This is a genomic window from Chryseobacterium shigense (assembly GCF_014207845.1).
In the GTDB taxonomy this organism is placed as follows: domain Bacteria; phylum Bacteroidota; class Bacteroidia; order Flavobacteriales; family Weeksellaceae; genus Chryseobacterium; species Chryseobacterium shigense_A.
Map to the genome: position 1 here is coordinate 1,161,856 of NZ_JACHLC010000001.1, position 26,164 is coordinate 1,188,019.

At 34.0% G+C, this 26,164-nt stretch carries 23 protein-coding genes; 19 read left to right on the plus strand and 4 right to left on the minus strand.

Features of this window, described 5'->3' with window-relative positions; genetic code table 11:
* Nucleotides 1-4: 4 nt before the first annotated feature.
* Nucleotides 5-2,152 (minus strand): patatin-like phospholipase family protein, encoded by a 2,148-nt coding sequence (locus HNP36_RS05335; RefSeq protein WP_184159673.1) that lies wholly within the window; start codon nucleotides 2,150-2,152, stop codon nucleotides 5-7.
* A 482-nt stretch (nucleotides 2,153-2,634) separates the two neighbouring features.
* On the opposite strand from HNP36_RS05335, the gene HNP36_RS05340 reads away from it, so the two are divergent.
* A complete protein-coding gene (locus HNP36_RS05340) occupies nucleotides 2,635-3,864 on the plus strand; it encodes a site-specific integrase (RefSeq protein WP_184159671.1) in 1,230 nt (409 codons plus the stop codon).
* Between the two features lie 165 nt (nucleotides 3,865-4,029).
* Here HNP36_RS05340 and HNP36_RS05345 read toward each other — a convergent pair whose 3' ends face one another.
* From HNP36_RS05345 to HNP36_RS05355, 3 genes are all read right to left on the minus strand, one after another.
* Nucleotides 4,030-5,427, minus strand: coding sequence for an McrC family protein (locus HNP36_RS05345; protein WP_184159669.1), 1,398 nt, complete (start codon nucleotides 5,425-5,427; stop codon nucleotides 4,030-4,032).
* A 1-nt stretch (nucleotide 5,428) separates the two neighbouring features.
* Nucleotides 5,429-7,549 (minus strand): McrB family protein, encoded by a 2,121-nt coding sequence (locus tag HNP36_RS05350; RefSeq protein WP_184159667.1) that lies wholly within the window; start codon nucleotides 7,547-7,549, stop codon nucleotides 5,429-5,431.
* Between the two features lie 190 nt (nucleotides 7,550-7,739).
* Nucleotides 7,740-9,479: a hypothetical protein gene (locus HNP36_RS05355; protein ID WP_184159665.1), complete on the minus strand. Its 1,740-nt coding sequence runs from the start codon at nucleotides 9,477-9,479 to the stop codon at nucleotides 7,740-7,742.
* A 1,199-nt stretch (nucleotides 9,480-10,678) separates the two neighbouring features.
* Between HNP36_RS05355 and HNP36_RS05360 the strand changes: the two genes are divergently transcribed.
* From HNP36_RS05360 to traN, 18 genes are all read left to right on the plus strand, one after another.
* Nucleotides 10,679-11,473 carry a hypothetical protein gene (locus tag HNP36_RS05360; protein ID WP_184159663.1) on the plus strand — a complete coding sequence of 265 codons (795 nt, stop codon included), beginning with the start codon at nucleotides 10,679-10,681 and terminating at the stop codon, nucleotides 11,471-11,473.
* Nucleotides 11,474-11,557: 84 nt separating this feature from the next.
* A complete protein-coding gene (locus tag HNP36_RS05365) occupies nucleotides 11,558-11,917 on the plus strand; it encodes a plasmid mobilization relaxosome protein MobC (RefSeq protein WP_184159661.1) in 360 nt (119 codons plus the stop codon).
* Nucleotides 11,914-13,392 (plus strand): relaxase/mobilization nuclease domain-containing protein, encoded by a 1,479-nt coding sequence (locus HNP36_RS05370; protein WP_184159659.1) that lies wholly within the window; start codon nucleotides 11,914-11,916, stop codon nucleotides 13,390-13,392. Before HNP36_RS05365 ends, HNP36_RS05370 begins: the two co-directional genes overlap by 4 nt.
* 98 nt (nucleotides 13,393-13,490) lie before the next feature.
* Nucleotides 13,491-14,138, plus strand: a complete 648-nt coding sequence (locus HNP36_RS05375) for a ParA family protein (RefSeq protein ID WP_184159657.1) — start codon at nucleotides 13,491-13,493, stop codon at nucleotides 14,136-14,138.
* 66 nt (nucleotides 14,139-14,204) lie between these two features.
* Entirely contained in the window at nucleotides 14,205-14,657 is a 453-nt protein-coding gene (locus tag HNP36_RS05380) for a hypothetical protein (RefSeq protein WP_184159655.1), read from the plus strand.
* 43 nt (nucleotides 14,658-14,700) lie between these two features.
* Entirely contained in the window at nucleotides 14,701-15,024 is a 324-nt protein-coding gene (locus tag HNP36_RS05385; RefSeq protein WP_184159653.1) for a DUF4134 domain-containing protein, read from the plus strand.
* Nucleotide 15,025: 1 nt separating this feature from the next.
* Nucleotides 15,026-15,403, plus strand: coding sequence for a DUF4133 domain-containing protein (locus tag HNP36_RS05390; protein WP_317168953.1), 378 nt, complete (start codon nucleotides 15,026-15,028; stop codon nucleotides 15,401-15,403).
* An 18-nt stretch (nucleotides 15,404-15,421) separates the two neighbouring features.
* Nucleotides 15,422-18,490, plus strand: coding sequence for a TraG family conjugative transposon ATPase (locus HNP36_RS05395; protein ID WP_184159651.1), 3,069 nt, complete (start codon nucleotides 15,422-15,424; stop codon nucleotides 18,488-18,490).
* Between the two features lie 43 nt (nucleotides 18,491-18,533).
* On the plus strand, nucleotides 18,534-18,785 hold the full coding sequence (locus HNP36_RS05400) for a hypothetical protein (RefSeq protein ID WP_184159648.1): 252 nt from the start codon (nucleotides 18,534-18,536) through the stop codon (nucleotides 18,783-18,785).
* Nucleotides 18,782-19,450 carry a hypothetical protein gene (locus tag HNP36_RS05405; protein ID WP_184159646.1) on the plus strand — a complete coding sequence of 223 codons (669 nt, stop codon included), beginning with the start codon at nucleotides 18,782-18,784 and terminating at the stop codon, nucleotides 19,448-19,450. Before HNP36_RS05400 ends, HNP36_RS05405 begins: the two co-directional genes overlap by 4 nt.
* 10 nt (nucleotides 19,451-19,460) lie before the next feature.
* Nucleotides 19,461-20,144: a hypothetical protein gene (locus HNP36_RS05410; protein WP_184159644.1), complete on the plus strand. Its 684-nt coding sequence runs from the start codon at nucleotides 19,461-19,463 to the stop codon at nucleotides 20,142-20,144.
* A gap of 98 nt (nucleotides 20,145-20,242) precedes the next feature.
* Entirely contained in the window at nucleotides 20,243-20,911 is a 669-nt protein-coding gene (locus HNP36_RS05415) for a hypothetical protein (protein ID WP_184159642.1), read from the plus strand.
* A gap of 4 nt (nucleotides 20,912-20,915) precedes the next feature.
* The gene (locus HNP36_RS05420) at nucleotides 20,916-21,746 is read left to right on the plus strand and encodes a hypothetical protein (RefSeq protein ID WP_184159640.1); all 831 of its coding nucleotides are present in this window, start codon (nucleotides 20,916-20,918) and stop codon (nucleotides 21,744-21,746) included.
* A gap of 2 nt (nucleotides 21,747-21,748) precedes the next feature.
* On the plus strand, nucleotides 21,749-22,996 hold the full coding sequence (locus HNP36_RS05425; protein ID WP_184159638.1) for a hypothetical protein: 1,248 nt from the start codon (nucleotides 21,749-21,751) through the stop codon (nucleotides 22,994-22,996).
* A 69-nt stretch (nucleotides 22,997-23,065) separates the two neighbouring features.
* Nucleotides 23,066-23,680, plus strand: coding sequence for a conjugative transposon protein TraK (gene traK / locus HNP36_RS05430; RefSeq protein ID WP_184159636.1), 615 nt, complete (start codon nucleotides 23,066-23,068; stop codon nucleotides 23,678-23,680).
* A 2-nt stretch (nucleotides 23,681-23,682) separates the two neighbouring features.
* Nucleotides 23,683-24,036: a hypothetical protein gene (locus HNP36_RS05435; protein WP_184159634.1), complete on the plus strand. Its 354-nt coding sequence runs from the start codon at nucleotides 23,683-23,685 to the stop codon at nucleotides 24,034-24,036.
* Nucleotides 24,037-24,070: 34 nt separating this feature from the next.
* Nucleotides 24,071-25,282 carry a conjugative transposon protein TraM gene (traM, locus tag HNP36_RS05440; RefSeq protein ID WP_184159632.1) on the plus strand — a complete coding sequence of 404 codons (1,212 nt, stop codon included), beginning with the start codon at nucleotides 24,071-24,073 and terminating at the stop codon, nucleotides 25,280-25,282.
* A 4-nt stretch (nucleotides 25,283-25,286) separates the two neighbouring features.
* Complete coding sequence (gene traN / locus HNP36_RS05445) at nucleotides 25,287-26,156, plus strand: conjugative transposon protein TraN (protein ID WP_184159630.1); 870 nt, start codon at nucleotides 25,287-25,289, stop codon at nucleotides 26,154-26,156.
* Nucleotides 26,157-26,164 lie beyond the last annotated feature (8 nt).

Here is a 26,164-nt window from a genome sequence, read left to right on the forward strand (position 1 = left end):
ATTTTTAATAGGTGAAACTTGATCTTTCTTTCATTTTAGGACTCAGGTTTTTATAGATCTCTGCTTTTCCTCTTTCTCTTTTGTAACTTTCCCAATTGAAGAAAACATCAGGATAAATGAAATCTTCTGTTCTGAAGTCTATAATTCCAAAGTCTTTACAAGCTTTTTGCATCAACTTGTTTTTTTCTTCAGAAGTCAGATTTTCGCCGGAAAGGAAAATAGCTGCAGCTAATGCCCCTCTGTAAAATAATTCTATCTTTTCATTCCTGGAAGGATTAAAATTAAGCCAGCTGATATCTCCTGTATCTACGCTCCGTACCGTTTTTTTGAAATTGCTGTTTTTAATCAGGAAATCACGGTCATAAAAATACCTCATTGTAGAGATCATAGAAAGGGCCAGCTTGGTTTCATTATCAATCAGTTTATACAGATCATCATTATCATATTCCAGTTTAATTCCGAAAGTAGGGCGGGTAGGTATAAAGTGAGTATTGCTGTAAAATACATTGATAGGGAAGTTGGATAATGCTCCTCCATCCACAAACAGAATCTCATTATTGCCCTGGATAAAATTTTTGTAAGCTCCCAGCTTTACCTTCCATGTGTTATTGATCTTTACCATCTGTGTATTGGACATGGTGACTTTATAGGGCTTAAAAAAGAAAGGAATAGACATAGATGCCCGAACATATTCAGCCGGAGAGATGGATTCATCACTTCCCCAGTAAAACTCGTGCATTCCGGGAAATTCTACTTTAATCTGGTTGGTAATATCTGCCGCAACCACCACAAGCTGCTGGGGGAATTTATAGCTTTTGGTACCCACTATAGCATAGGTGTTTTTAAATAGTTCCCCTATAATTCTTTCTACTATTTTTTCGTTGGCATTAATAGGAATAAAATTCTTTTCAATAAGCTGATCATTGATTACTTTCAGATCATGCCAGCTCACCTGATTAAAATATTTGATAACGGAAATAATCTGGTTCAAAAGGCCATCCACAAAACTCTGGTCTTTAGTGTTTTTATGTTCCTTTAAATATTTCTCTATTGCATTTTTGATGTCATTGTCAATTAGAGATTCCTTTAATTTTTTCCAATCGATTGTAGTTTCAGATTGTGATTTGTGGCTTTCCTCAACTAACTCTACAGGTTCGGTGGTCATACTGAGCTTTAAACTGTTTACATCTTCTGTAATGTTCAAAAGCTGTTCGTTGCCTTCACTTTTTCCTCCTGCCGAAGACAATGAAGCATTAAAAGAGGATTCATGTTCCGAATACCAGCACTTGTAAAGGTCGTTTTCTTTCAGCATTTTATTTTTAAGATCGGCTACGCTGTTTATCCTGTTTTCTTCCATGAGGGTTTTTATCCATTCTTTAAAATTGTCCCCCGGATTGATCCCCATTTTTTCACTGTTAAAATAAAGCAGCCGCAAAACCATAAAGTTTTTAATAACCATACATATAGAGATTATAAACCCCATCACCGAAACAATCAGTAAACGGTGAACCCAGATCTGCCACACCGCGATTTTGCCTGAAAGTATCCCAACTCCTATGGCAGCTACAATCATTGTAATTAAGAACACAACAAAAGAGTATACTGTAATTCTGGCTCTGAATTTTATTTTATCTAAAATGGGTTTCCGGTCCCGCTTGGAAAATATTTTTAAAATAATAAATCTCCATGACGGATGCCCGTCCACAAGTTCCGTAAGATCCTTTTTCGAAAGATATTCAAGAATTTTTTCAGATCTTGTTTCATAATACTGGTTGATGAATTCTTCTTTTTCGCCCATCATAATGGCGTCCCGTTGTGAATAAACACAGTTGAGCATCATGGTATTGATGGCTCCGGCACTTGTTCCTGCGCTGTTTAGAAAAGAGATCCCCATTTTCTCAAGCACATAGGTATATCCGGCCAGTGCAATTCCGTGTACTCCGCCGCCTTCCTGTATAAGGTCTACATACTGGCGCGGTTCTTCGCCTATATTATATTTCTCAAGCAACTTCTTTTTTTGCGGGTCGCTCCAGTCAATATCATCTATTACATCGGAAACTTTTAAAGGCTTATTTTTATAGAGTGTTTTAAGGTGAGTGATGAGATGAGCAACTGCACCTGTAAACTGCTCAACTTTCAGTTCTTCTTTCATGGCAATAATTTTATGATTCGATAATGAATAAAAGTATAGAGGTATACTGCAATCTCATACCAGAGACTGCATAGAGAGCATCGTAACGCTTACAATTCTAAGTACAGAATAAAAGCTAAGCAGTTGAGTAGAAAATAGGAATAGAGTTCATGGCTGTTAAGTTTTAATGGTTTTGTTTTTAATTTTATTGATAAAATTAATAAATAATCACCTATATGCAGACAAACCCCGACAAAAAGAGGAAAGTGTCAACATATTGATGATTTTATAGGGTGCAAATTTAGACATAAAAAGCCATAAAACAGCCATTGAGCGACAAAGATGACGCTCTAAATCGTACCCCCTTATTATGCAGACAAAAGGGAGACACAAAAAGAGCTAAAATGGCTGTGTTTGGCTTATAAACGACTGATATTGTCCACCCTGCAAACCGCTCATTTTTAGAGGTTGAATTTAATTTTACAACAATAGAAATGTAGCGTATGAGAAGTACATTCAAAGTCCTTTTCTTTTTGAAAAGAGACAAACAAAAAAAAGATGGAAGTGTCCCTGTATATTGCAGGATTACCATTGACGGAAAAGAAGCCCGTTTCGGAATGAAGAAATACATTGACCCGAAGCTATGGAACATCAAAGAAGGAAAAGCAACAGGAAAAAGTGCAGAATCTTCCGAAATCAATGCTCTGCTTGAAAAAACAAAGGCAGGAATTCATAAAATTTACAGGGATGTTCAGGAAAGGGAAAATACAGTTTCAGCCGAAAAAGTAAAAAATATTTTCCTTGGAATCGACAGTAAGCAATATATGCTGCTGAAGGCATTTGACGAACACGTTGAAGAAAAATTTAATTTGATAGGCAAACGAATTGTTAAGTCTACCTATCATAGATATTATTATCTTCGGGTTAGGCTATCGGAATTCCTTACGGAAAAATATCACCTTTCGGATATTCCACTTCGGGAAATCAATTACCAGTTTATCCGGGATTTTGAAATGTATTTGCTGACGGTTCGTGGAAACAAGCAAAGTACGATTGCCCAATATCTGATTAACCTGAAGAAGATTGTTGAGCTGGCTTATAAAAACGAATGGATTTATCGGAATCCTTTTATCAATTACAAAATAGAAGACGAAAAATCGGAACGAGGTTATCTTTCCCAAAGAGAAGTGGAAATTCTAATGAATTGGAAATTGGATAAAAGACTGGAACGAACAAGAGATGTTTTCATTTTCTGCTGCTTTACGGGTTTATCTTATATTGACGCTTTTAAATTAACTAAAGAGCAAATTCAACTATCTATTGATGGACAGCAATGGATTATGGGAAAACGGGAAAAAACGGATATGGACTATTTTATTCCGATGATGGAAATACCGAAGAAAATCCTTGAAAAATATAAAAACCACATCTTTAAGGATGGGAAACTTCTTCCTGTAAAAACCAGTATTATGGTTAATCGTCATTTAAAACAAATCGCTGAAATCTGCGGTATAAAAAAGCATCTGACTTTTCACCTTTCTCGTCATACTTTTGCTACATTGACGATGTCAAAAGGTGTTTCACTAGAAAGTGTGAGCAAGATGTTGGGACATAAAAACATACAAACCACTCAAATTTATGCTAAAATGACGACTGAAAAAATTGGCAGAGATATGGCAATTTTTGCAGAAAGCATAAGGGAAACCGAAAGAAAATTTGTGGTAAATTTTTGAGTGAATTTTGATTTAATTCGTAAAACGGAAATGGCTTTTTTTAAAGCTGTTTCCGTTTTTTTTGGAATTATCGCAAAATTTATTGGGAATTTTTGTACTATGTTTTGCTGAATTAGCTAATAATGAAGTATCTCCTATTTTAACTATATTTTGTTGAGCAATTACCTAGTAATTTATTGTCAATTGTGTCATTCGTTTTACAAACCTATTTTCGCACTCAATTAATTCGTCCATTGTCTGATTTTCGTCAACATAAATTCCATCTACAATAAAACCTATATTGTTGTTGTCGTTTCCGTATAATGAGTTTGAATGGGATTTGTCTAAGTTTAATTTTTTTGATAATGGATAAATAAGACCACTTGCAATTAATTCATTTTTGTAATAACCCGAATACGAATGTATTTGATGTAAATCCGCTCTATCAACATCTCTATTCTGCATTTCTATTCTCTTAAATTTTGCATCAAGAACAATAATTTTTCCACTTGTCTTATGTTTCATTATTAAGTCGGGGAAAAAAGACCTGTGATAAAACTGTTTTTGGTAAATCGGAAGTTCAACCTGTCCACTCACAAACCATTCGGGAAAATTTCTACTCAAAAGTTTTTCAAGATAGATTTCATATAATTCAGCAATATCAAAAAGATAGCCACTTGTCGTTAAGTTTTGTTTTTCATAGTCCGGCATTAAGTCTTTATTCAATAAAATAATTTCTGCATACTCCAAAACCTTTTTAAAACCACGATACATTGGATTGTATATAGATTGGTGTCTTTTGGCTTTTTGTATAGTTTCGTAGTTTACAAAACATCCCGAATATTGCTGTTTCAATAATTGGCATAGTCCCAGCAAACGACTGTGAATTTCTTTTCCAAAAACACTTTCTAATTTTCTCAACGCTAAATATAGAACATCTACAATTTCTTGAGCATATATTCGTTCTCTGAAAGTTGTTGTTAGTTTTCCTTGAAACGGAATATCTCTTTTTAAGTAGTCGCTGAAATTTATACTTCCTCTCACTTTTTGGCTTCGCTCTTGCTGTTTTTGGTATTGTTGTGGCAAACCCAAAACGACTACTTTTTCTAATGACTGAATAAATAAATGAGCAATGATAAATAAGAATTGATTTTCAGTTTCATCTTTTTTAGCTTGTATTTGTTCATTATCTACATAAATGTCATTTACGAAGTTAAGCATACGCTTTAGAAAAGCGCCACCATACCTTGTTGTAATATTTATTTTACAACCTTTATGAAATAAAATTCCAGCATATAAACCTGTTTGAATGTAGTATTCTTTCTCCTCTTTTTCTTTAGAATATAATTTTAGAATTAAACGTTCTTCGTCTTCCTTAAAAATTTTGTTGCGTTTGCTTTTGAAGTTTAATACTTTAACTTGTTTTAATTGCTCTGCACCAAGTTTTAACTCATAGACTGAAGAAAATAATTTTTGTAAATGTTTAACTCCCGATTTGTTTACATCAAAAGACTTACTCAAAGTCGATTCTAAAATTGGAGCTTCTTCGTAAAAATTATGATTGACGGGAACACTAATTCTCATTTTACTTTATTGTTTCTTTGAACTTATTCAACGCTTCATCTAACTTGCTATCTAATTCGCTTTCAGCAAATACTGCTCTTAGGTATTCTTTCAATGTTGGTCGCAAGAACAAGTTGAATAGAGTTTCAACATTATTTGCCGTAATTTCTTTACGTTTAGCAATGTCTCCAATCTTCATAAAAAAAGAATGACCAAATTCATACGATTTTCCCAAACCTAAATCGTTAGAAATATAGTTGTTTAATTTTTCACAGGCTTTTACATACTGACCGATATTATGAAACTCATCTTTTCCTTTGAAACGTGTTTCTTCTTCAATTACTTCATAATCGCAATCTTTTCCAATCCATTTAAACCTTCTACGAAGAGCTAAGTCAAAAGCATCAATACTTTTGTCCACATCGTTCATCATTCCGATAAAAAACACATTTTTAGGAACTCCAAATTTTACGTCTCCATTTATAGCGTTATAATCATATGCTAAATCTTTATATTCAGCAACAGTAGGATTATCTTTAATCAACTGTTCAATCAGTGCGGAATACTGTGTTTTTCTTAAATTTCTACCGCTTCCATCATCTCTGTAATCTTTTTCTAATAACGACAATGTTTCGCCAAATACAGTTGAAAGATTGGCACGGTTTATTTCATCTACTACGAAGTAAAAATCTTTCTTAGGCTGCTTTTTCGCTTTGATACAAAAGTTCTTAAAGACTCCATTTACCAATTCAAAACGAATGTTCCCGTCTTTTGAAACTCCTTTTGGTTTGATACCTTCAATAAAATCTTCGTAAGTAAATGATGGATGAAATTGTAAAACTTCGTATCGAGATGTATCACCTTGACATACAAAATCCAAACTATTTTTTGCAGAAAATGTTTTACCTGTTCCTGGAGGTCCATACATTATAACATTCGGATTATTGATGTCCGCAATGGCTTTAGAGTTTACAAATCTCCACAAAAAACGTGAAAGCAAAACAAGTTCATTTTTATCTTGCTCATTTACTTCTAAAAGCTTTTTTGCAATAATACAGACTTGATGGTTTTTTGTAAAAATACTTTCAGCATCGCCATCAATAAACTCATTATACAATTCTTCTAGCCACTGTGTAGAATAGATGTATAGAAAGTCTGATAAATTATCTAACACCGCCAATTTCATTAAAATCTGTTTGGCACTATAGTTTGCATTTTCAACCAATTGTATTTTTTCCAATGGATCGGTTTGTGAGACAATATTTTTCAACAAATCTTTTATGTTCTCGTTGAAATAATTTTCTGCTTCTTGTCGGCTTGCATTTGATTGATTTGTACTTTTGATGTGATATGTTATGTTGTCATCATTTAATTTCACTTCAAAATTAAAAGCGGTACCAGGCTTTGAAGAGCCCAAAACAATTCTTGTAGCTCGTTCTAAAAAATTACATAAGTAACCTCCCGGCATTGTTGCTGTGGAACTACTCAAAGTATTTGTATAATCATCCAAACTCAATGTATCATTTAAGATTTTGTCTTTGTATAATTGCCATTCTGCAATCCTTTTCTCAACTTCGTCATTGCTGAATTTTCTATCTTCTTCTTTTGTTTCAGACTTAAACTTATTCCAAAGCGTTTTGATTTGAGCTTGTCGTTCTGCTGATAATTTTATGTTTTCCATCAATTGTTTGATAATTTGTTTTTCTAATTCCGCAGCTAACAAGTTTACAATTTTCTTGTCTGCTTGAACCTCATTAGGTTTTAAATGATAAAGTGTTGCAGGTTGTTTTGATTCGCCCCAAGTACTGTCATTAAAATCAAGCCCTAATTTATCAAGTCTTTCTTTCGGAATTGTAAACTTTAATTTTCGGTTTTGTACAGTTTCAGGTGTACCATCCAAATGTTCATATTTTGCTTCTGAATCTACAAAACCGCACAAGAAAAATTTTTTATTTGAGTTTTGTCCTTGTGCAATTAATATGACATCACCAATTCGGATATCATTTTTGAACATTTGCCCAAAACGATGTTGATCATCATACCCAATAAATGCCCTCTTTAAATTATTAATGGCGTTTTTCCACTCTGTTTCATCTGCACCATTCATTACGTTTGGCGATAGTACCCAATACTTTCTTTTCATTTAATTTGTTACTTTTCTTAGTGGCTACGAGAGTAATAGTTTGTCACAATGACAGATTTTAATGCATTATAAGATTTGGTATAGACTATAGCAACCCCTAAACAATTTCGTTTATATATTATACCTCAGTTGAAACATATAAACCCTGCTGAAAGTGCAAACAATTTTACTTATTTAGATTACATCCCGTTTATAAAACAAAAGGTTTAATTGATTCTGACAGTGTAGCTGCAATGGTAGGAAACCAACTTTTGCATAATTCCTCCAATGTTGTACTCTTTTTGTCGGGCGGAGTTTTTTTTACCGTTTCTACTATTTCTAATAGCTTACTTGTTTGTTCAACGTTTAGACCATATTGCTGACTAAAATCATTGATATTTACTTCACCGTGATTGTCATTAAAATTAATATTTGCCATAGTTTCTGTAATTAATATATTATTATGAATTGAAAAATTAATGCGATTTGAAATTTGTTCAATAAAAAGATTTACTTGTTCTTCTGTTTTTTTATCAATAGAAATGGAATTTAACACATTTGAAACCTCATACTTATTCATTTTATTCTGAATAATTCTTAACCCTAACTTCTTCCACCAACTGTCCAGCTCAATAAGGCAATCTAAAAGTTCTGTATTTTGAGAAACGATGGCTGTTTTGACTATTGCAGATAGATTATTTAGTGTTTCCCATATTTTTATCTCATTTTTTTGTATTCTTATGTAAAATTCTTCTAATTCTAATTTTTCATCTGTAAAATAATAATAACGTACAAAGTCTTTCTTTTGCTCTACAATTTCTACTCCTAAATTTGTAGATTCTATAAGTTTAAAGTAATTACAGAAAACATTTGTAAGGTCTAAAATGAAATTCTGGTTTGCTTCTGATGTTTCTATTATGAAATCTTCAGTTCTGCAACTATATTTACTGCAACTTGGTGATATTGATACAATGTTTGGATTTTCCTTTTCAAGCTCAAGCAACTTAATTTTATTATCCAAATAGATTGTATTCAAGTCGAAATTTTCAAAAGAGATTAAGCCTTTGGGCGTTTGTTTGTAGTAAAAAGCCATTTCGCTTTTTACCATTTTATCCATTGGTTTCTTTCCTCTAAATAGAATTTTCCCTGTTTCATTTATTATATTATTTCCAAAAGTTACTCCGCTATAAAAATTGTTCAAATTTTCAGGTAGTAAAAACTCCGTTTCTCTAATGCCTATTAAACCGTTAACTACATTATTCTCAAATAAAAACTCATTTAGCATATTACATTTGTCAAAAATAACTTCTTGATTAAGGGTATTACCATCTATAGCAACCCTTGGGGTGAAAGATGAGTTCTCAAATGTAACTGAGTGGATTTTGCTATTTTTTATAGATAACTCGCAGCTTGGAGAATTTAAAGGATTGTTGAAAATACAATTTTCAAAATAAGAAGCTCCATTAAATTCTGATGTTTTTATGCTTAAGCTGTAATCAAATATTGAGTTAGAACCGTAAATATTAAAGCCAATATTGACAGACTCAAATAAAACTAAATCAGAAAAATGGCTATTCATCAAATTAATAGAAGATGTGCTGATATTTATCAATTTAAATTTTCCATAAAAATTAGAGTTTGATAAGTCTATCGAGTTGTTAAATTCCATATTATTTAATAGCAAATCTTCAGTAAAAACAAAACCTACAAAATCATATTTCCAGAATATTTTATCCGTATCTTTAAAAACCAATGAAATAGTTGAAAGTAATTTTTCAAAATATGTTTCGAATGAATTTTTTGATTTGAATTCTTTGTCTCTACTATGAAAAATACAATACCCCTCATTATCAAGAGGTAATTCAAGGAACTGTGGCTTACTTTTATCAGAGTAATAACAAGTTTTCCCATCGTTATTTCTTCCTTTATTTTTGTATATATAGTTGCACATCTTCGTTCTTAGAGTTATGATTTTTATTCTTAATAACAAATATACTTCTTATTATATATCCTTCAAGTTATTCTAATTAAATATTTTCACGCATAAAAATACTACAAAGTTTAATCATTTTACCAGTGAAAAATTACTCAGGGCTTAGTAACTAGCCTATAAAGAATAATGTAAGGTTCAATCTGCACCTGTAAAAAATAATTTAAGGTTACACTTCCAAGCCTATAAAGAATAATACAAGGTTCAATTTGTAAACTATAAAAAGTAACATAGGGTTTTGCTTCCAACCTATAAAGAATAATGCAAGATTAAACTATCAAGCTATAAAAAATAATGTAGGGTTCAGCCGCTTAACTATAAAGAATAATATATGGATTAATGCTCAACCTATAAAAAATACTGTAGGGTACAAACCACTTACCAGTAAAAAATACTTTAAGGTACAAGTAATAACCTATAAAAAATAATGTCGGGTTTAATCGTCAACCTATAAAAAATACTACAAGGTTAATTACCAAGCTGTAAAAATTAATGTAAGGTTCAAACTGCCCACCTATAAAAAATACTACAAGGTTAAGCCACTTACCAGTAAAAAATACTTTAAGGTACAAGTAATAACCTATAAAGAATAATGTAGGGTTTAATCGTCAACCTATAAAAAATACTACAAGGTTAACTACCAAGCTGTAAAAATTAATGTAAGGTTCAAACTGCCCACCTGTAAAGAATAATGCAAGGTTAAGCCACTAACCCATAAAAAATAATATAGGGTTCAACTGCTGACCTATAAAAAATAATGCAGGGTATTCATTTCCTATTCCAAAAATCAGATTTCCAAAAATAAATACTGATAATCAACAACTTATTAAAATCAGGGTAACTTCATTATCCACTTTTCAGAACTCTGAAAAAATCAGCCCATTTATTAAGCAAGATGTGTCTTTGTATATACAAACTTTTCAAGTTTTATATCCAAAGACCCTCTTGCCTTTTTTGCAAAAAGGGGAAAAAACTGCGGAACTTGTTTTTTTAGATAAATCAGGTATAAGAATCCAAATTAGTACAATTTATTCTTTTTTAATCCACGCCTATTCCAAACTAATCCAGACTAGTCTTATTCAGTCCAACGTCCTTGAATACTATTGTTTTCACGAGTTTGATGTTCCAATTTTGCAGAGGAAATTTTAATCAAAAAAACAATGAAAACAATGATTTATTTTTTTCTGCCATTTATCGGAATGTCTGTTCAAGGACAGGTGGGCATCAACACTCAAACGCCTGAAACTACTTTGGAAGTGGTAGGAAAACCAAATGACACCAATCATTTTGATGGAATCATTCCTCCCCGCATTACAGGAAATCAATTAGCAACAAAAACATATTCAATTGCTAAAAAAGGAGCTGTTGTTTTTGCCACAACTTCCGCTTCCAATTTATCGGGTCAGGTCAAAAATATTACCGAAGCCGCACCCTATTATTTTGACGGGAATTTATGGCAACCATTTTCAAAAGAGATAGCTCCTATTGAATATCAGATTATTTTATCATTTGATCCAAATAGTACAACTGCACTTACCGCAACTTCCACTTGGTCTGCACCTGTTAATTATTCTGGAAACACGAATGCTTATTTGACATCTACAAAAACGTATACTATTGGAACTAAAAATTTTGGAGGATTGAAAGGAGGTGTTTTATTTAGAAAAGTTCAAGGAATTGTAAATGTGAGATTTCAAATATATCGATCAAGTGATTCATCACCAATTTCGGGGAATGCCTTTATGAATATATCAAATATTTACAGTGATATAGGATATATTCCTAATCAGATTGTTTTACTGCATACTGAAAATTCAAGCCAATTTTTTCCTGCATTGCTTGAAAACTATGCCATCCAAATTCCTCAGACATCTTTATCTGCAATGTCTACATCATACTATACCTACGGAGAAGTTCAAGGATATTCTAACAGGATTAAACCTTTTTTACCATAACCATAATTGTTAAATAAAATGAATTGCAATGATGATATTACTTATAAATGATAGAAAATAAAATGACTTATCCTAAATGAACAAATGGAGAACGACGGAAAAGAAGGGCTGATTCTCATAAGAATTCAAAAAAACCGAAAGGAACACTGGAAAAAAATCTGTTTAGAAAAACAAATTTCCTTAACCAATTTAATCATTGATTCGGTAGAAAACAGAATGATGGATAATGAGAGAAAAAAAGTATTAGCGTTCATTGAAAAACAAGACAACATCTTTGTAAAAATCGAAACCAATATCAATCAGATTGCAAAAATGGTGAATGGTCAAAAGTTCATTTCAGAGAATGAATTACAGAAATTCTCTAACCAGCTTACTGAAATCGCAAAGTTGAAAGCCCAGCAGAATGAAGTTTTTATCAACATCTATTCAATGCTTGGAAAATGATTGTGAAATTGATGAAACCCGCAAGTTCTAATTTCCCTGGAATACAGTACAACGATAAAAAAATAGATAAAGGAAAAGGCGAACTGATGCTGATGAAAAATTTCCCTTCATTCATCAACGAATCGAGCAGCAAGGAAGAAGTAAAGTCCTACTTGGCTTCAGTTTCTAAAAACGAAAAGGTAAAAAAGCCACAATTCCACGCTGCTTTATCCACAAAGTTCAGGGAACATTCCAAAGAAGAGCTTACGAAAATCGCTGAAAACTTTATGGATGAAATGGGTTATGGGAATCAGCCGTTCATCGTGGTTTTTCACAACGACACTGAAAACAATCACGTCCATATTGTTTCAACAAGAGTCGATAAACAGACTGGGAAAAAGATTAACGACAGTTACGAAAAGCTGAAATCACAGAGAGCTTTAGCCAAAGTAATGGAAAAAATATACGGAATAAGCAATGTAGAAAATATTAATAAGCTTCTGAGTTACCGGATCAGTTCTTTAAAACAATTGGAACTTTTACTAGAAAGAAATGGATTCCGGTTAGCTCAGAACAAAGAAGATGAAACCCAATTGGATATTCTCAAAAACGGAGTTCGAGAAAAAACCTTTTCTGGAAATCAGATCGTTTTTGACAACAAAAAGAATGAAAACAGAACAAAACAGATTAAAGCGATCCTGTCAAAATACAAAGACCTATTTTCCAACAAGGTTTTTAAAGTTCAGGATTTTAGAAAACAGGAAGCAATGCTTCCAGAAGAAAAACAGAATGAAGAAACCGAGCCGAAAATCGAATTTGAAAGTGAGCTACAGAAAAAGCTGAAAGACACCTTTGGAATTGATGTGGTTTTCCATCAAGTCGATAAAAAATATCAAAGCGAAGGGAAATTGGAGGGCGAACTCCGCCCTTTCGGATATTCTTTGATTGATAACAGAACTGGAACGATGTACAAAGGAAGTGAGATTATGAAAATGAATGAATTATTTGAATTCACTTCCGTGATGATGGACAAAAGGCTCTTTGAGCGATTGAAAGATTTTAACATTCCAAACAAAGAAACTAAATCTGTTCTCATAAATTATTTAAAATATAAATATCCCGAAAGTGAACTGTATGACTTTATGCTTTTCGAGAACAAAAAATTTAAAAATAAGGAAATATTCAGTGCTGTCAGAGATGACGTGAAAGAATATCTCAAAACCCAAAATAACGATGATGTAAGCATCATAAAATTAGAGGACGGAAAATATTACATCATTCATTCCAAGCTCCACTACATCGGAGAATTGGAAACATTAATTGGAGAAAAACAGTTTCAAAACTTTTTAAACCCAGTTGTGAAGGCTGAAAACAAAAAAGAATATGGTTTGGAAAAGGTCATTGATGATTTCCTGTTTGATATGATGAAATCTTCAGCAACAGCGAAAGATCCAGCCGAAGAGGAACTCAAAAAACGTAGAAAAAAGAAAAGATAAAGTTGATGATTGTCGGTTAATAGTTGATAGAAAAATCAGCTTACACATTTTCAAACCGACAACAGGCAACCATCAACCGACAACTAAAAACTAAAGGTATGATTATCACATTTGCCACCCAAAAAGGAGGAGCCGGAAAAACCACGCTGGCAATTGCTTTTGCGAATTATATTTCGGAAAGATCCGACAGAAAGATCAATGTTTTTGACTTTGATTATCAGAAATCCTTTTACAACAAATGGAAAGAAGATGAACTTTTAGAATTGCCAAAACTGTATGAAGTAGAAATTGCAGGAGAAGGCGAGCGTCTTTTTTCAGATTTTGAACAGTTGATTGATTTGAAGGAAAGCAAAGATGTGAATGTCTTTGACTTAGCAGGAACGCTCGATGAAAAATACAGTGATTTGCTGATCTACAGCGATGTGATTATCATTCCATTTGAATATTCCGATGTATCGGTAAAATCCACATTGGTTTTCAAAAATGTTCTCGGAATGCTTGAAAGTGAAGCAGAACGAATTTTTATCCGCTCCAAATACGACAAAGGGTACAAATATCTCAATCAGAAAGAAATGGATGCCGAGATTTCAAAATACGGAGTGATGGTAGAAAGCCCGGTATACAAAAGAAATTGCTTACAAACCATTGATACCAGAAAACTGACTTATGAACAGAGATATGCCGTGAAGAATCCTTTTAATGAAATCATAGAATATATAAATGAAACCTTGAAATCGGAAATATAAATATCAAAATAATATGTTAAATACCGACAACTATCAACCATCAACTGACAACTAAAACAAAAAATAATGATAAAATTCTCACTCCTGCTTTTAACAGCTTACCTACTTTATTATGCAGGAAATATCATCTACGACCTTTTTCTCAAAAAAGAAATCACCACCCATCAGGAAGAATCAGAGTTCTTTTCTCTTTCAGATTTTACTAATGAAAAAGAGAATCCGGCAATGGTAGGCATCGAAGATGTTGAAACCCTCAATATGCCGAAATCTTTCAACAAAAAAGAAATTATACCGCAGCGCTCCTCACAAAATGAAGAAAGGCTGAGTCTGGAAGAACTAAGAAAGCGTTTCGAATCTGAGCAAGATTTGGACAATCTTCTTGAAGTGCAACCCGAAAAGAAAAAAGAAGCCCCAAAAGCAAAAGATAACGGATGGCAAAATATTCTTAACCTTTCGGAAACGATGGTTCAGCTGGTTTCCAATATAGACGGACACAAGGTATACCATTCAACAATGTAACTTAAAATCAATTCATATTTAACCTAAACTTTAATTTTTTATTATGATTAAAAACTTTTTCAAAAAAACCGTAACCACAAAAAAAGCACTGACTCTTGCTTTAGTAATGATGGCACTAACTCCAATCTTTGCTCAGGGAGGGGCCACCGCAATCTCGAATGCAGCCAGCGACATTAGGGATTATTGGGATCCCATCAAACTGATTTTAAAAGCAGTCGGAGGATTGGTCGGCTTTATCGGAGGATTGAGAGTCTATAACAAATGGACGAATGGCGACCAAGATGTCAACAAAGAAATCCTTGGGTATGGAGGAGCAATGATTTTCTTGATTGTCGTTCCGGAATTCGTAACAGCATTCTTTGCCTAATATGGGATTCTACCTTTACAAGGGGCTTAAAAAACCCCTTGTATTTTTTGGACTCAAAGGCAAGTACATCTTTTATGCAGTTGGTGTTATTGGAAGTGGAGTCATTGCCGCTTTGATACTTTCAAAGTTTGGTTTACTCGGTTCTCTACTCGGCCTCGCAATCACAGCGGGAGGAGTTTATCTCATCTTCAAAAGGCAGGATAAATACGGACTGTATGATAAAACAAAAAATTCCGATCAGGTTTTAATTTTCCCAAAAAAAGTACATAATAAAAAAATATTGAAAAATACAATAGCTGAAGTTTTAATAAATAATGAGAAAAAAATAACTTCAAATGAAATCGCCATTAACAATTGGGCGATAACATATGGCAATTAAAAACAATAAAAGCTAGATATGAAATCAAAAAAGCAGGCATTTAGCATCCCATTTATTGGCTACGATTATGGAAAAGATTTCAATTGGGATTTTGATGTTCTTTTCGGTCAGTATGGTAATCCTATCATTGGGATTAGGATAAAAAATATGGTTGAGCAATATTCAGCCGATCCCGACAATTATCTGAATTTTCATACGATTTTAAATCAGGTTGTATCAATTATTGGCGAAGGAAGAATTGTTCAAAAACTTGATATTTTCAGTAAGAAAAAATATACCGCAGAGCCATCCAATCAGTTTCTTCAACAGAAATACTCCGAACATTTTGACGGCAGGCTTTTCAAAACCATTGAAACGGTATTGTTCTTCACCGATATTATTGATGACAAACTGAAAAAGAAGAACAAGCAGTATCAGTTCTCTGAAAAAAGCTACAAAGAGCTTCGGGACAAGTGTCAAAAAGTATGGATGCTTTTGAAACAGAGCGATTGTGAACCCCAGTTTTTATTCGAAAAAGATTTTGAATATTATATATCAGGTGTTTTGTCAATGAAGTTTACCGATGTGCCAACATTTGACAATATCAAAAGTACCAATGAGTATTTACAAATTGGAAACCGTTTCGTCAAAAATATCTCTTACGTAGATGTAGAAAACATTGATCTGCCTTCGGAGATTGAACCTTATTCGTTTCTTGGAGGAAACGGAGCCGCTGCAGAAACAGCGGTAGATAATTTTACATTTATCAATGAACTGGAAGATTACGAAACGATTATTTATAATCAGGTTATTACGATTCCACCGCAAGCTCAGCAACAGAGAGAACTCGACAAAAAGAAGAAAAAGCACGAAGGGGCTGCCAACAATTCGCCTTCCAATGCCATTATTGCCGAAGAAATTCAGACGTTACTTCACAATATCGCTATTGATGGACAATTGGTGGTGAATGCCCATTTTTCCCTAATATTTTCAACAAACACTCTGGAAGAAATGGAAGGGACACAGTCCCTTATTGAAAATAAGCTGTTTACCAAAGGGATTATCGTTTCCAAAAATGCGTATAACCAGCTTGAACTCTTTCGTTCAGCCATTCCAGGTAACGGAACCGAATTGAGAGAGTATGATTTATTTATGACGACAAGCGAAGCAGCCTTGTGTTTTTTTTTTAAAGAAAGTTACCCCTTGAGTGAAGAATCCAACTTTTATTTACGATTTACCGACAGACAAGGTGTTCCGCTAAAAGTGGATCCTTCAGATTTACCAATGAAAACTGGAAGAATTAATAACCGAAATAAGTTTGTTCTTGGACCCAGTGGCTCAGGCAAGAGTTTTCTAATGAACAACATTATCGAACAGTATCTTACCTACAATTATGATGTTGTGATTGTAGATACAGGAGATTCTTACTCGGGAACGTGTAAATATAAGGGAGGAAGGTACATCCAATATACTGAAGAAAAACCCATTACAATGAATCCTTTTCTGATGGATAAAATAGAGTTCAATATTGAGAAAATAGAGTTTTTGACCAACTTGATTTTCCTGATTTGGCAAGGTCCCGATGCTGCAATGTCATCTGCTCAGAAATCCATATTAGATAATGTATTAATGTCTTATTATCACCAGTATTTCAACTCAGGAACTGTGTGGTATGAAAATAAAAATTCTGAAGAACTTATTTTATATCTGGGTAAGTACAACATTCACGAAGAGGATATTTTCGAAGAATACGAGAACGATACCAAAGAACAACGTACCTATTATGATATTCTGGGTATTGCATTCGATGCTGAATCAGATGAGATAAAGGAAGCCTTCCGAAAATTGGCTATTGAGTATCATCCTGATAAAAACATCAATAATCCCGATTATGACAGCGAAAAATTTTACAAGGTCTATGAAGCCTATGAAACCTTACATGACGAAGAAAAACGAAAAATATACAACGAAACACAGCTGATTCTCATTAAATCCAATGAGATTATCAGGCAACCCAAAACAGCGGAAGAATGGAACGAATCGTTCAGAAAAGCCATCATCAAAAAAATAAAGCAAATCGAAGAAACATTAGAAACGAAGGAACTTTCCTTCAATGGTTTCTATGAGTATTGCGATAAATTTTTACCTCTTTACCTAAACAATAAGAAACACAGAATCACGGAAAAAGAATTCAATCTGCGTACTTTCTTATTTGTTCTGAAGGACTTTTACAAAGGTGGAAGATATGGAACCACACTAAATAATAAAGGAGACGAGAGTCTCTTCGATGAATCATTCATTGTTTTTGAAATCGACAATGTAAAGGACAACCCGAAGCTGTTTCCCATCGTAACGCTCATTATTATGGACACTTTTATTCAGAAAATGAGGCTTAGAAAAGACCGCAGAAAAGCACTCATAATTGAGGAAGCGTGGAAAGCCATTGCAAGTAAATTGATGGGGGGATACATTCTGTATCTCTACAAAACCGTAAGAAAGTTCTGGGGAGAAGCAGTAGTTGTAACTCAGGAACTGGATGACATTATCGGAAATGCCGTAGTAAAAGACAGTATTATTAACAATTCAGATACGTTCATTCTGTTGGATCAGACGAAGTTCAAAGATAATTTTGACCGCATAGCGGCTTTATTGTCCCTAAATAAGGTAGAGCAGAATAAGATTTTTACCATTAACAATCTCAACAACAAATTCGGAAGAAGCCGATTCAAGGAATTTTATCTGAAAAGAGGTTCTAAAGGCGAAGTCTATGGAAATGAAGTTTCCCTTGAGCAATATTTAACCTACACGACGGAAAAACCCGAAAAATCAGCAGTTGAATATTATGTCCAGAAATACGGAAGCTATGATGAAGCGTTGGTAAAAATAGTAGACGATGTAAAGAATTTTGGAGATGATATGGGAAGTATAATATCCTTAATTAATCTCTATCAAAAGCCGTTAGACCAAAAAGTTTTTAAGTTCTATCATAAGTTTAAAAATAAACATAAGGGGCAAAATATCTTTAAGAATTTACAAAATGAGTTGGAAATGAATGAACAGACTTTGGAGGAATATATCGGTAATGCTGTATTTTCCAACTTTTCTTGAAAATTGGAAATGAGAGTACATGTGTCAAACTAAAGAAAAATCTATGAAAGCCATCATCAAAAAAGAAAAAGAACGGACGGATTGCAATTCTGTAGCTGAGAATGAAATTCGTATTGCAACTTGGGAAAAAGCGATAATTCTCTCTCATTGCTTTACACAAAACACCATTAAAATAGATACTAAAACAGGTCAGGAGATTGTGATTACGTTTTCCATCAGTACTGAAGATGTAACACCTGACTATCAGGAAAAAGACGAAATATGGATTAAAACGGTAAAATATAAAGCGATATGAAAAAATTTATTCTCAAAATAGTAATGCTGCTTTTCTCCCTTTGGGGGACAGGGGTATTCGCCCAAAACACCTACATCGACCCAACGGTAACGGCAGCTATGATTCTCTATTCGGAAAATCTAAAAGCCAAACAAAATGAGGTAATTGAAGAAACCTCCAAATTAAAAGATGCCCAAATGTGGATAGGAACTCAAATGGTAGCCGCCAATGATATTCAGAATAAAATCCTCAAGGGTTTAAAGGAAGTTTCCGGAACATTACAAAACGGAATTCAAGTGCAACAGATCTATTCTGAATTGAATAAATGTTACACCTATTCCTCACAAGTCGTACAATTAGCATCCCAGCATCCACAGTATGCGATATTCGGAGTGAAAGCTTCGCAAAAAACATACGAACAAAGTTTGAAAATAGTAACTGATGTTTCTGATATTCTGGCTTCTGGAGAACTCAATTTGGCAACTTCTGGTGATCGTTACAAAATCCTGCATAACATTTCCGAGAATGTGAAAAATCTAAAACTGTGGCTTTTGGCGATTAAACTGCGATTAGAAAAAGCCAACCGGTTAGGATTTTGGAATTCCATCAATCCGTTTGCAGGCTATATCAATACCGATAAAGGCATTGTGGAAAATATAATGAACCGATATAAGCGAAATTTTTAAATATCATAAGATGAAAAAATTTTCTCAAATTTTGTTGATACCACTGATTTATGTTATTCTGACTTCTTCCGGTGGTGGTTCCACACCAGCTTGGCAACAGGAAAATGTATCATTTCCAATGATGAATCTTGAGATTAATGCGACAATGAAAGAAAATGAAAGGCAAAAAGAAATGAGGCAAAAGCAAACGATAAATGCCACGGTAGAAACAGTTAATAAAACCCAATGGAACAATTTTAAAGATAAAGTTACCAAAGTTCAGGACAGACTGAAGATTGTTTCATTTGCCATTCAAGCCATACCAACAGGAATAGCGATGAACAGAGAGATTACAAAAATAACCAATAATCAGACCGCTATTATTCAGGAAATTAATTCTGCCCCCTATTCCATTATAGCAGTATTGCCTTCTCAGGTACAGTTTGTAGATGATTTACAAATGGTAACGCGGCTGATAATGGGCATTGTGATTTCTTACGGAGCCATCAATCAAATGGAAAAATCAGAGCGAAAAATTTTATTGGACTATGCTTTAGGAGAAGTCAAAACACTCAGCAGAAATTCTACCCATATGCTTTTAAAAATTAGAGACATCAAAGCCAAAGTTTTACGAAATAAAAGAGCTTTCCAGTACTATGTGAACAGAGATAAGCAGGTGGTGGAAAGTATTATGGATAACATTAAATCCTTTTAGAAATGAAAGCGAAGATTATCTCCTTTCAGTTGATAAAATCGAAGATTCGGCGTAAGCCAATGTATTTCGCGAATACCATAATAAAAAATAATAAAGTTATGAGCAAAAAAGTAGTAACCTTTGGATTATTATTGTTTTTAGGTGTTTCTGTAAAGAGCCAGCAGATTGTGATCAATGACAAACTTTTAGCTCAAATCACCAAAAATCATGCTGTACGATTAGCCAGTGAACAAACATTTCTGGACTCTTATGAAAAACAAAAGCAATTGTATGATGATGTTAAAAACAAAACCGCACAAGTCATTGCGATACAGGAATACATCTATCAGCAACTTAAAAATGTTAATTCAGCACTAACGCAGAGTAAAAAACTCATATATCTCTATCAGTATCTTGGGAAGATTGTGACCAATTCGAATAAAATGCTGGATTTATCCGCACAACATCCTGAATATGCCATATTGGTTTCAAAATATTATGTAGAAATCGGAAAGCAAACCCTAAAGCTCAAACAGGAAGTTACTCAAGATATTTTGAATGAAAACAAAGATTTCTTAATGGATGCAAGTGATAGAGAAATGCTTATTGAAAAGGTCTTTACAAGGGTAAGAAACATCAATGGAAATATTCTCTACATCATTCTACGATTAGAGAATGCCAAGAAAATACCTTACCTGTATCAGGTTCCAGTACTCAGAAATTACATCAATATCGACAAAGCCATTGTTGGAGACATTATCACCAAATACCAATACATCTTTAACTAAAATTATGAAACAATTATTCAAAAAAGGAACATTTTTTCTCTTACTATTTGTTACAGTTGGAGTATCTGCACAATTGAGTGTAAAAAGATTAAACGATCCTTCCATTGTCGCCCAACACAAAAGAATGACCTTCGAACGTTGGGGCGATTGGCGACCTTATCCAAAATACTTTTTAGGAATCCAGACCAATTTTGCCTATGCAACGGTTTGGGGAATATGGGCTCCGAGTAAAAACAGGGATTATAAAGACGGTCCCGACATCAGACCTTTAAAGCCAACCGGAGAACAGAATCTAAGATTTGCCCAACTCAAATTTCAAGAAGAGGAAGCCAAAAAAATCAAAACAGCTTCTGACACCATTCATAAAAGAAGCGTTCAGGATTTTGCCCATTGGACTTCCGCTACGGTTGATGCAGATCCGCTCTGGTTGCTGTATTACAAACGGATGCTAAAGCCCATTACCGAATTTCCTGATCATCCACAGAATTTTATAGAATGGCGGCTGAAAGACCAGCAGACGTTTGAAACATTGAATACAACAGGTACCATAACAAGACTACAGGAAGAACTGGACTTAATCAAAGAAAAATATGATATGTCCAGAAGTATGGATATGCCGAGAGGAAAACGCTTTATCATGTACCACGAAACGCTTATCAAATGGCGAAAATTTGTTCAGGAACTCAGAAAGTACAATAACAAGACAACACTTCTCTTGGATTATAAGAATATTCTGAAAAACCATTTATCCACAGCTTTGCCCAACCAATGGACTCCCGCATCGGATAAACAGATTGTTCATAGCACAATGCAACAATATAAACACCGATTTTAAAAATGAATAAAAAACTAACATTTATATTTTGCTTATTTGCAATACTTTTTCCCATCATGAGCTTTGCTCAAACTGATGGTGATTACAGTAACCTGCTCCAGTTTCTAAAAGGCGATGGTGCTTTTGAAAAATGGTTTATGGAAGTCTTTACCAAACTGGATAACAGCGTACAGGATAGCGCTCAAGGTTCTGCTTTGGTTGGGAAAGCAATTGGAGGAATGGGGGCTCTGATGTATCTCGGATATATGGGTTGGCAAATGGCAGCGGGAGACCGAGAATGGGAAATTACTCCGATGCTAAAGCCTATTCTCATCGGTTTTACCTTGGTGTATTGGACGGGATTTGTCAATTTAATCCAAGCCCCTTTTGAAGCCATTGCCCAACCAGGAATTGCCATTTTCAGTGATATAGAATCTGAAGTCAATGATTTGCGGGTTCAACGATTCAAAAAACAACAACAATTATTAGATGCCGTCATCAAACTCAATGCGGAAGAAGATGCCAAACAGGAAGTGATTGAGAATACTAGCGAAGATGCAGACGATTCTTGGTTTGATGTAAGTGAAGGTTTGGATAAACTCATTCAACCCATCAAAGAATGGCAGATCAGAATGCAGTTTCAAATGCAAAAATTAGTCGCAGAAGTCATTGAATTTGTCTGTCTTTCTATCTTGAGAATTTGCGTGTATCTCATTTTCTTCATCCAAAAAATTTGGGCATACATCCTTATTATTTTAGGACCGATAGCTGTTGGAATGGCACTCATTCCGGGATTTGAGAATTCATTGTACAGCTGGGTATCCAAATTCATCAATATTAATCTGTACACTTTTGTGGCTTATACCATTATCAATATCGGTCAGCAACTCATCGCTTCGGGTTACGAAATGGAAATTGAAAGATACGACACGCTTTTATCCAACGGAACCATTACCAATTTAGATGCTTTAATGGTGTATGTTTCAAACTCTGGAATGATTTACAATCAGCTCTTTACTTGTGTAGCCTATATCGTTACAGGAATTGGAGTGTTGATGACGCCAACCATTGCCGATACCATCGTTACTGCCGGAGGAGCTGGTGCAATGACCAAAATGAAAAGTGCGGCAGGAAAAATGGTTAGTAGTGCAAAAACGGCAATACTAACAGCCAAAACAGGTGGAGCTTCTCTCACATCATCCGCAGCAAAAAGTGCGACAGCAGGTTCTGCATCGGGAAGAGTACAGGAAGCAATGAAAAACGGAAAATAAATCTAATTATCAATTAGAAATTACGAATTACTATCAACCAACAACTATCAATCAACAACTAAGATAAAAATGCTTATTAAAAACATAGAACAAAGAATTAAAATCAACAAGGTCGTTTCGATTTCCACCATTGCTTTTGCAGTGTTCATAGTCATTGCCGGATTTTTCTTTGCGTATAGAATGATTGAGGATTCCAGAAAATCCATTTACATTCTAGACAACGGAGTTCCGGTACTTGCCAAGCAAACCGATATATTATTGAACCGACCTGTGGAATACAAAGCGCAGATTGAATTGTTCCACCGACTTTTTTTTACCCTTGCACCAGATGATGCCTATATCAAGGATAATATTCAGAAATCATTGTATCTCATTGATGACAGCGGAAAAAAGGAATATACCAATCTGAAGGAAAAAGGATTTTACAATCAGATTATTGCTTCCAGTTCAATGGTCAGTATTCACGCAGATTCTATTGCGCTCAATATGGAACAAAAGAAATTTGCTTTTTTTGGAAAGCAGATGATTACAAGAAAATCATCAGTCATCACCCGAAAACTCATTACTGAAGGCTTCTTTGAAGATATTATCCGAAGCCCCAACAATCCTCACGGTGTGATTCTTAAGAATTGGAGAATCATTAATAACGAAGAACTAACCAATCAAACCAAAAACTCGTACTAAAAATGAATACGACATTACAACAAGCTGGGCAAAAATGGCTGAATTGGGCTACTCAAAATCCGAAAAAATTCTTTACCTATTCGATGATTTTTTTATCCGTGTCCTTTATAGGCTCTTTGATACAGGGGATATTCTTTCCCTCTGATACGGCATTTAAAATCAAGCCTCCCATACTTTATTCCAAAAGTAAGATGGCACAAAATGCTCCAGTAAACAATGAAAAAGAAATGGGAAAGATTGTTAGTGAACTCAAATTATTAAAAATGAAGCGAGACAGAAAAGAATTAAAAAAAGAAGACAGTTTACGAATAGAATACCTGTTTAACCAATATCAACAATTAAAAAATGACCGGTAGCACCGGAGGCAATTTATCTAAAAATCAAAACTCAATGAAAAAACTTAATTTCAAACAGAAGAAATATGTGCTGCCTCTTTTAGCACTGCCGTTTCTGTTGCTATTTGTCTATGTGGGAGCACAGTTTACCAAAGAGGACACTTCGGAAAAAGATCAGTATAAAGAACTGTCTCTTTCATTAGGTGAAACGCAGGATTCCATTATGACGAAGAACGATGCGTATGATGCGTTTTTCAAAAAAGACGACAACAGAACGATGTTGGAAGGTCTGGACAAGGAAGAGGACAGTCTGTTAAGCTATGAAGATCAGCTATCTTTAGACCAAAAAAGAAAAATTGATTCTTTGAAGGCAGTAACAGCAAGACAGAATCAATATCGGGGAAAAGGAAATCCATCTTCTTACTATAACCCTAATTCCTCTCAAAGAGAAGATAAAGATTACAAACGATCTTCGGATATCATCAGAATGCTGAACGACAAATCCTACGGAAAAACCGAAAATGAGTATGCATCAGAAATCCCGAAAGCTCCATCCAGAAATGAGCAACAAGATCCAGTAAAATATCTTAAACAACAAATGCTGGTAATGGATTCTTTAGAAAAATCTCGTGACCCAGAATATCAAAGCAAACTCGCAGCTGAACAAAAACTCAAAGCCAATAGAGAAAAAATGGATGAGTTTCTGAACTCCACTTTCAATGTAAATAAATCAGGAATTAATAGCGACTTCAATGCTTTTTACAAGGAAAAAGAAAACAGTTTTATCAAAGCCGTCATTGATGAAAATAACAAAGGCTTTTTGGGAAGCAGAATCCGTTTCCGATTATTGGAAGACATTTTTGTAAACAATAGAAAAATTAGGAAAGGTTCTATTTTATATGGGCAGATTTCAGGGTTTTCAATGCAAAGAGTTGATCTTAAAATTATATCGGTATTTACGAAAGGAGAAATCTATCCAGTTAATCTCTCCATTTACGATGTAGATGGAATGAAAGGATTGTACGTTCCCCAAAGTGTTTTCAGGGATATGATTCGGGAAATGGGAAGTAATTCTGTACAGGGAACACAAATGGATATGGGTGGACAAGGATTTTTTACCAGCATTGGCTCTAAGTTATTTACATCCACTTCCAAATCCATTGCCAACCTGATTAAAACTAACAAAGCCAAGTTGAAATACAATTCTTATGTATTTCTAATTGATGAAAAACAATTAAAAGATTCACAAAACCAACAAAAAAAATAAGATAATGAGAACGATATTATACAGTCTGTTATTATGTACAGCTCAATTTTTAACCGCACAAACAGCCACCAAAGAACAAATCATTTCCGATTTACCGGAAATAGAAATTACCGAAGGAATTAATTTACATATTATTTCTCCCGAACCGATTCAGTATGTGGATTTATCCACGCAGAAACTCACAGGAGATTTACCAACCACCAATATTGCCAGAATTAAAATTACTGACCAGCCAGAAACCGATTCAAAAGATAAATCAAAAAGCCCAAATACTTTTTCTAACGGAGACCAAATCGGAGTGATTACCGTTGTCGGACAATCGTTTATTGCGCAATACAAAGCCATTTATAGAAATTCCGAAAATTTGAATACGGTCACCAATATTCACATTCAACCCGAAGAAATGCAGCCGATTGAGTTTGATAAAATGGTTTTTTCAAATCTTGAGCTGAGAAAATTTGCAATGGACATTATTCAGAAAAAATTGGAGAAAAATCCGATCAGAGAAGAAAAAAATCTGAAGCTCAATATGCAACTCAATAATGTGTATGTCATCAGCGATTATATTTTTTTGGATATGACTTTTAAAAATAATTCCAATCTGAGTTATGACATTGAAGACCTAAAGTTTTCCATAGAAGACAAAAAAATATACAAGGCCACCAACAATCAGAGTATTGAGATGGCTCCCATTTTTCAACTGAATCCCCAAAAGCAGTTCAAAAAAAATTTCAGAAATATTTATGTCTTCAAAAAATTCACTTACCCCAACTCTAAAGTGATGATGATACGATTAATCGAAGAACAACTTTCTGGCAGAACCATCGAAATGAAAGTGAACTATTCGGACATCCTTAAAGCTGATACATTTTAATCTATTAA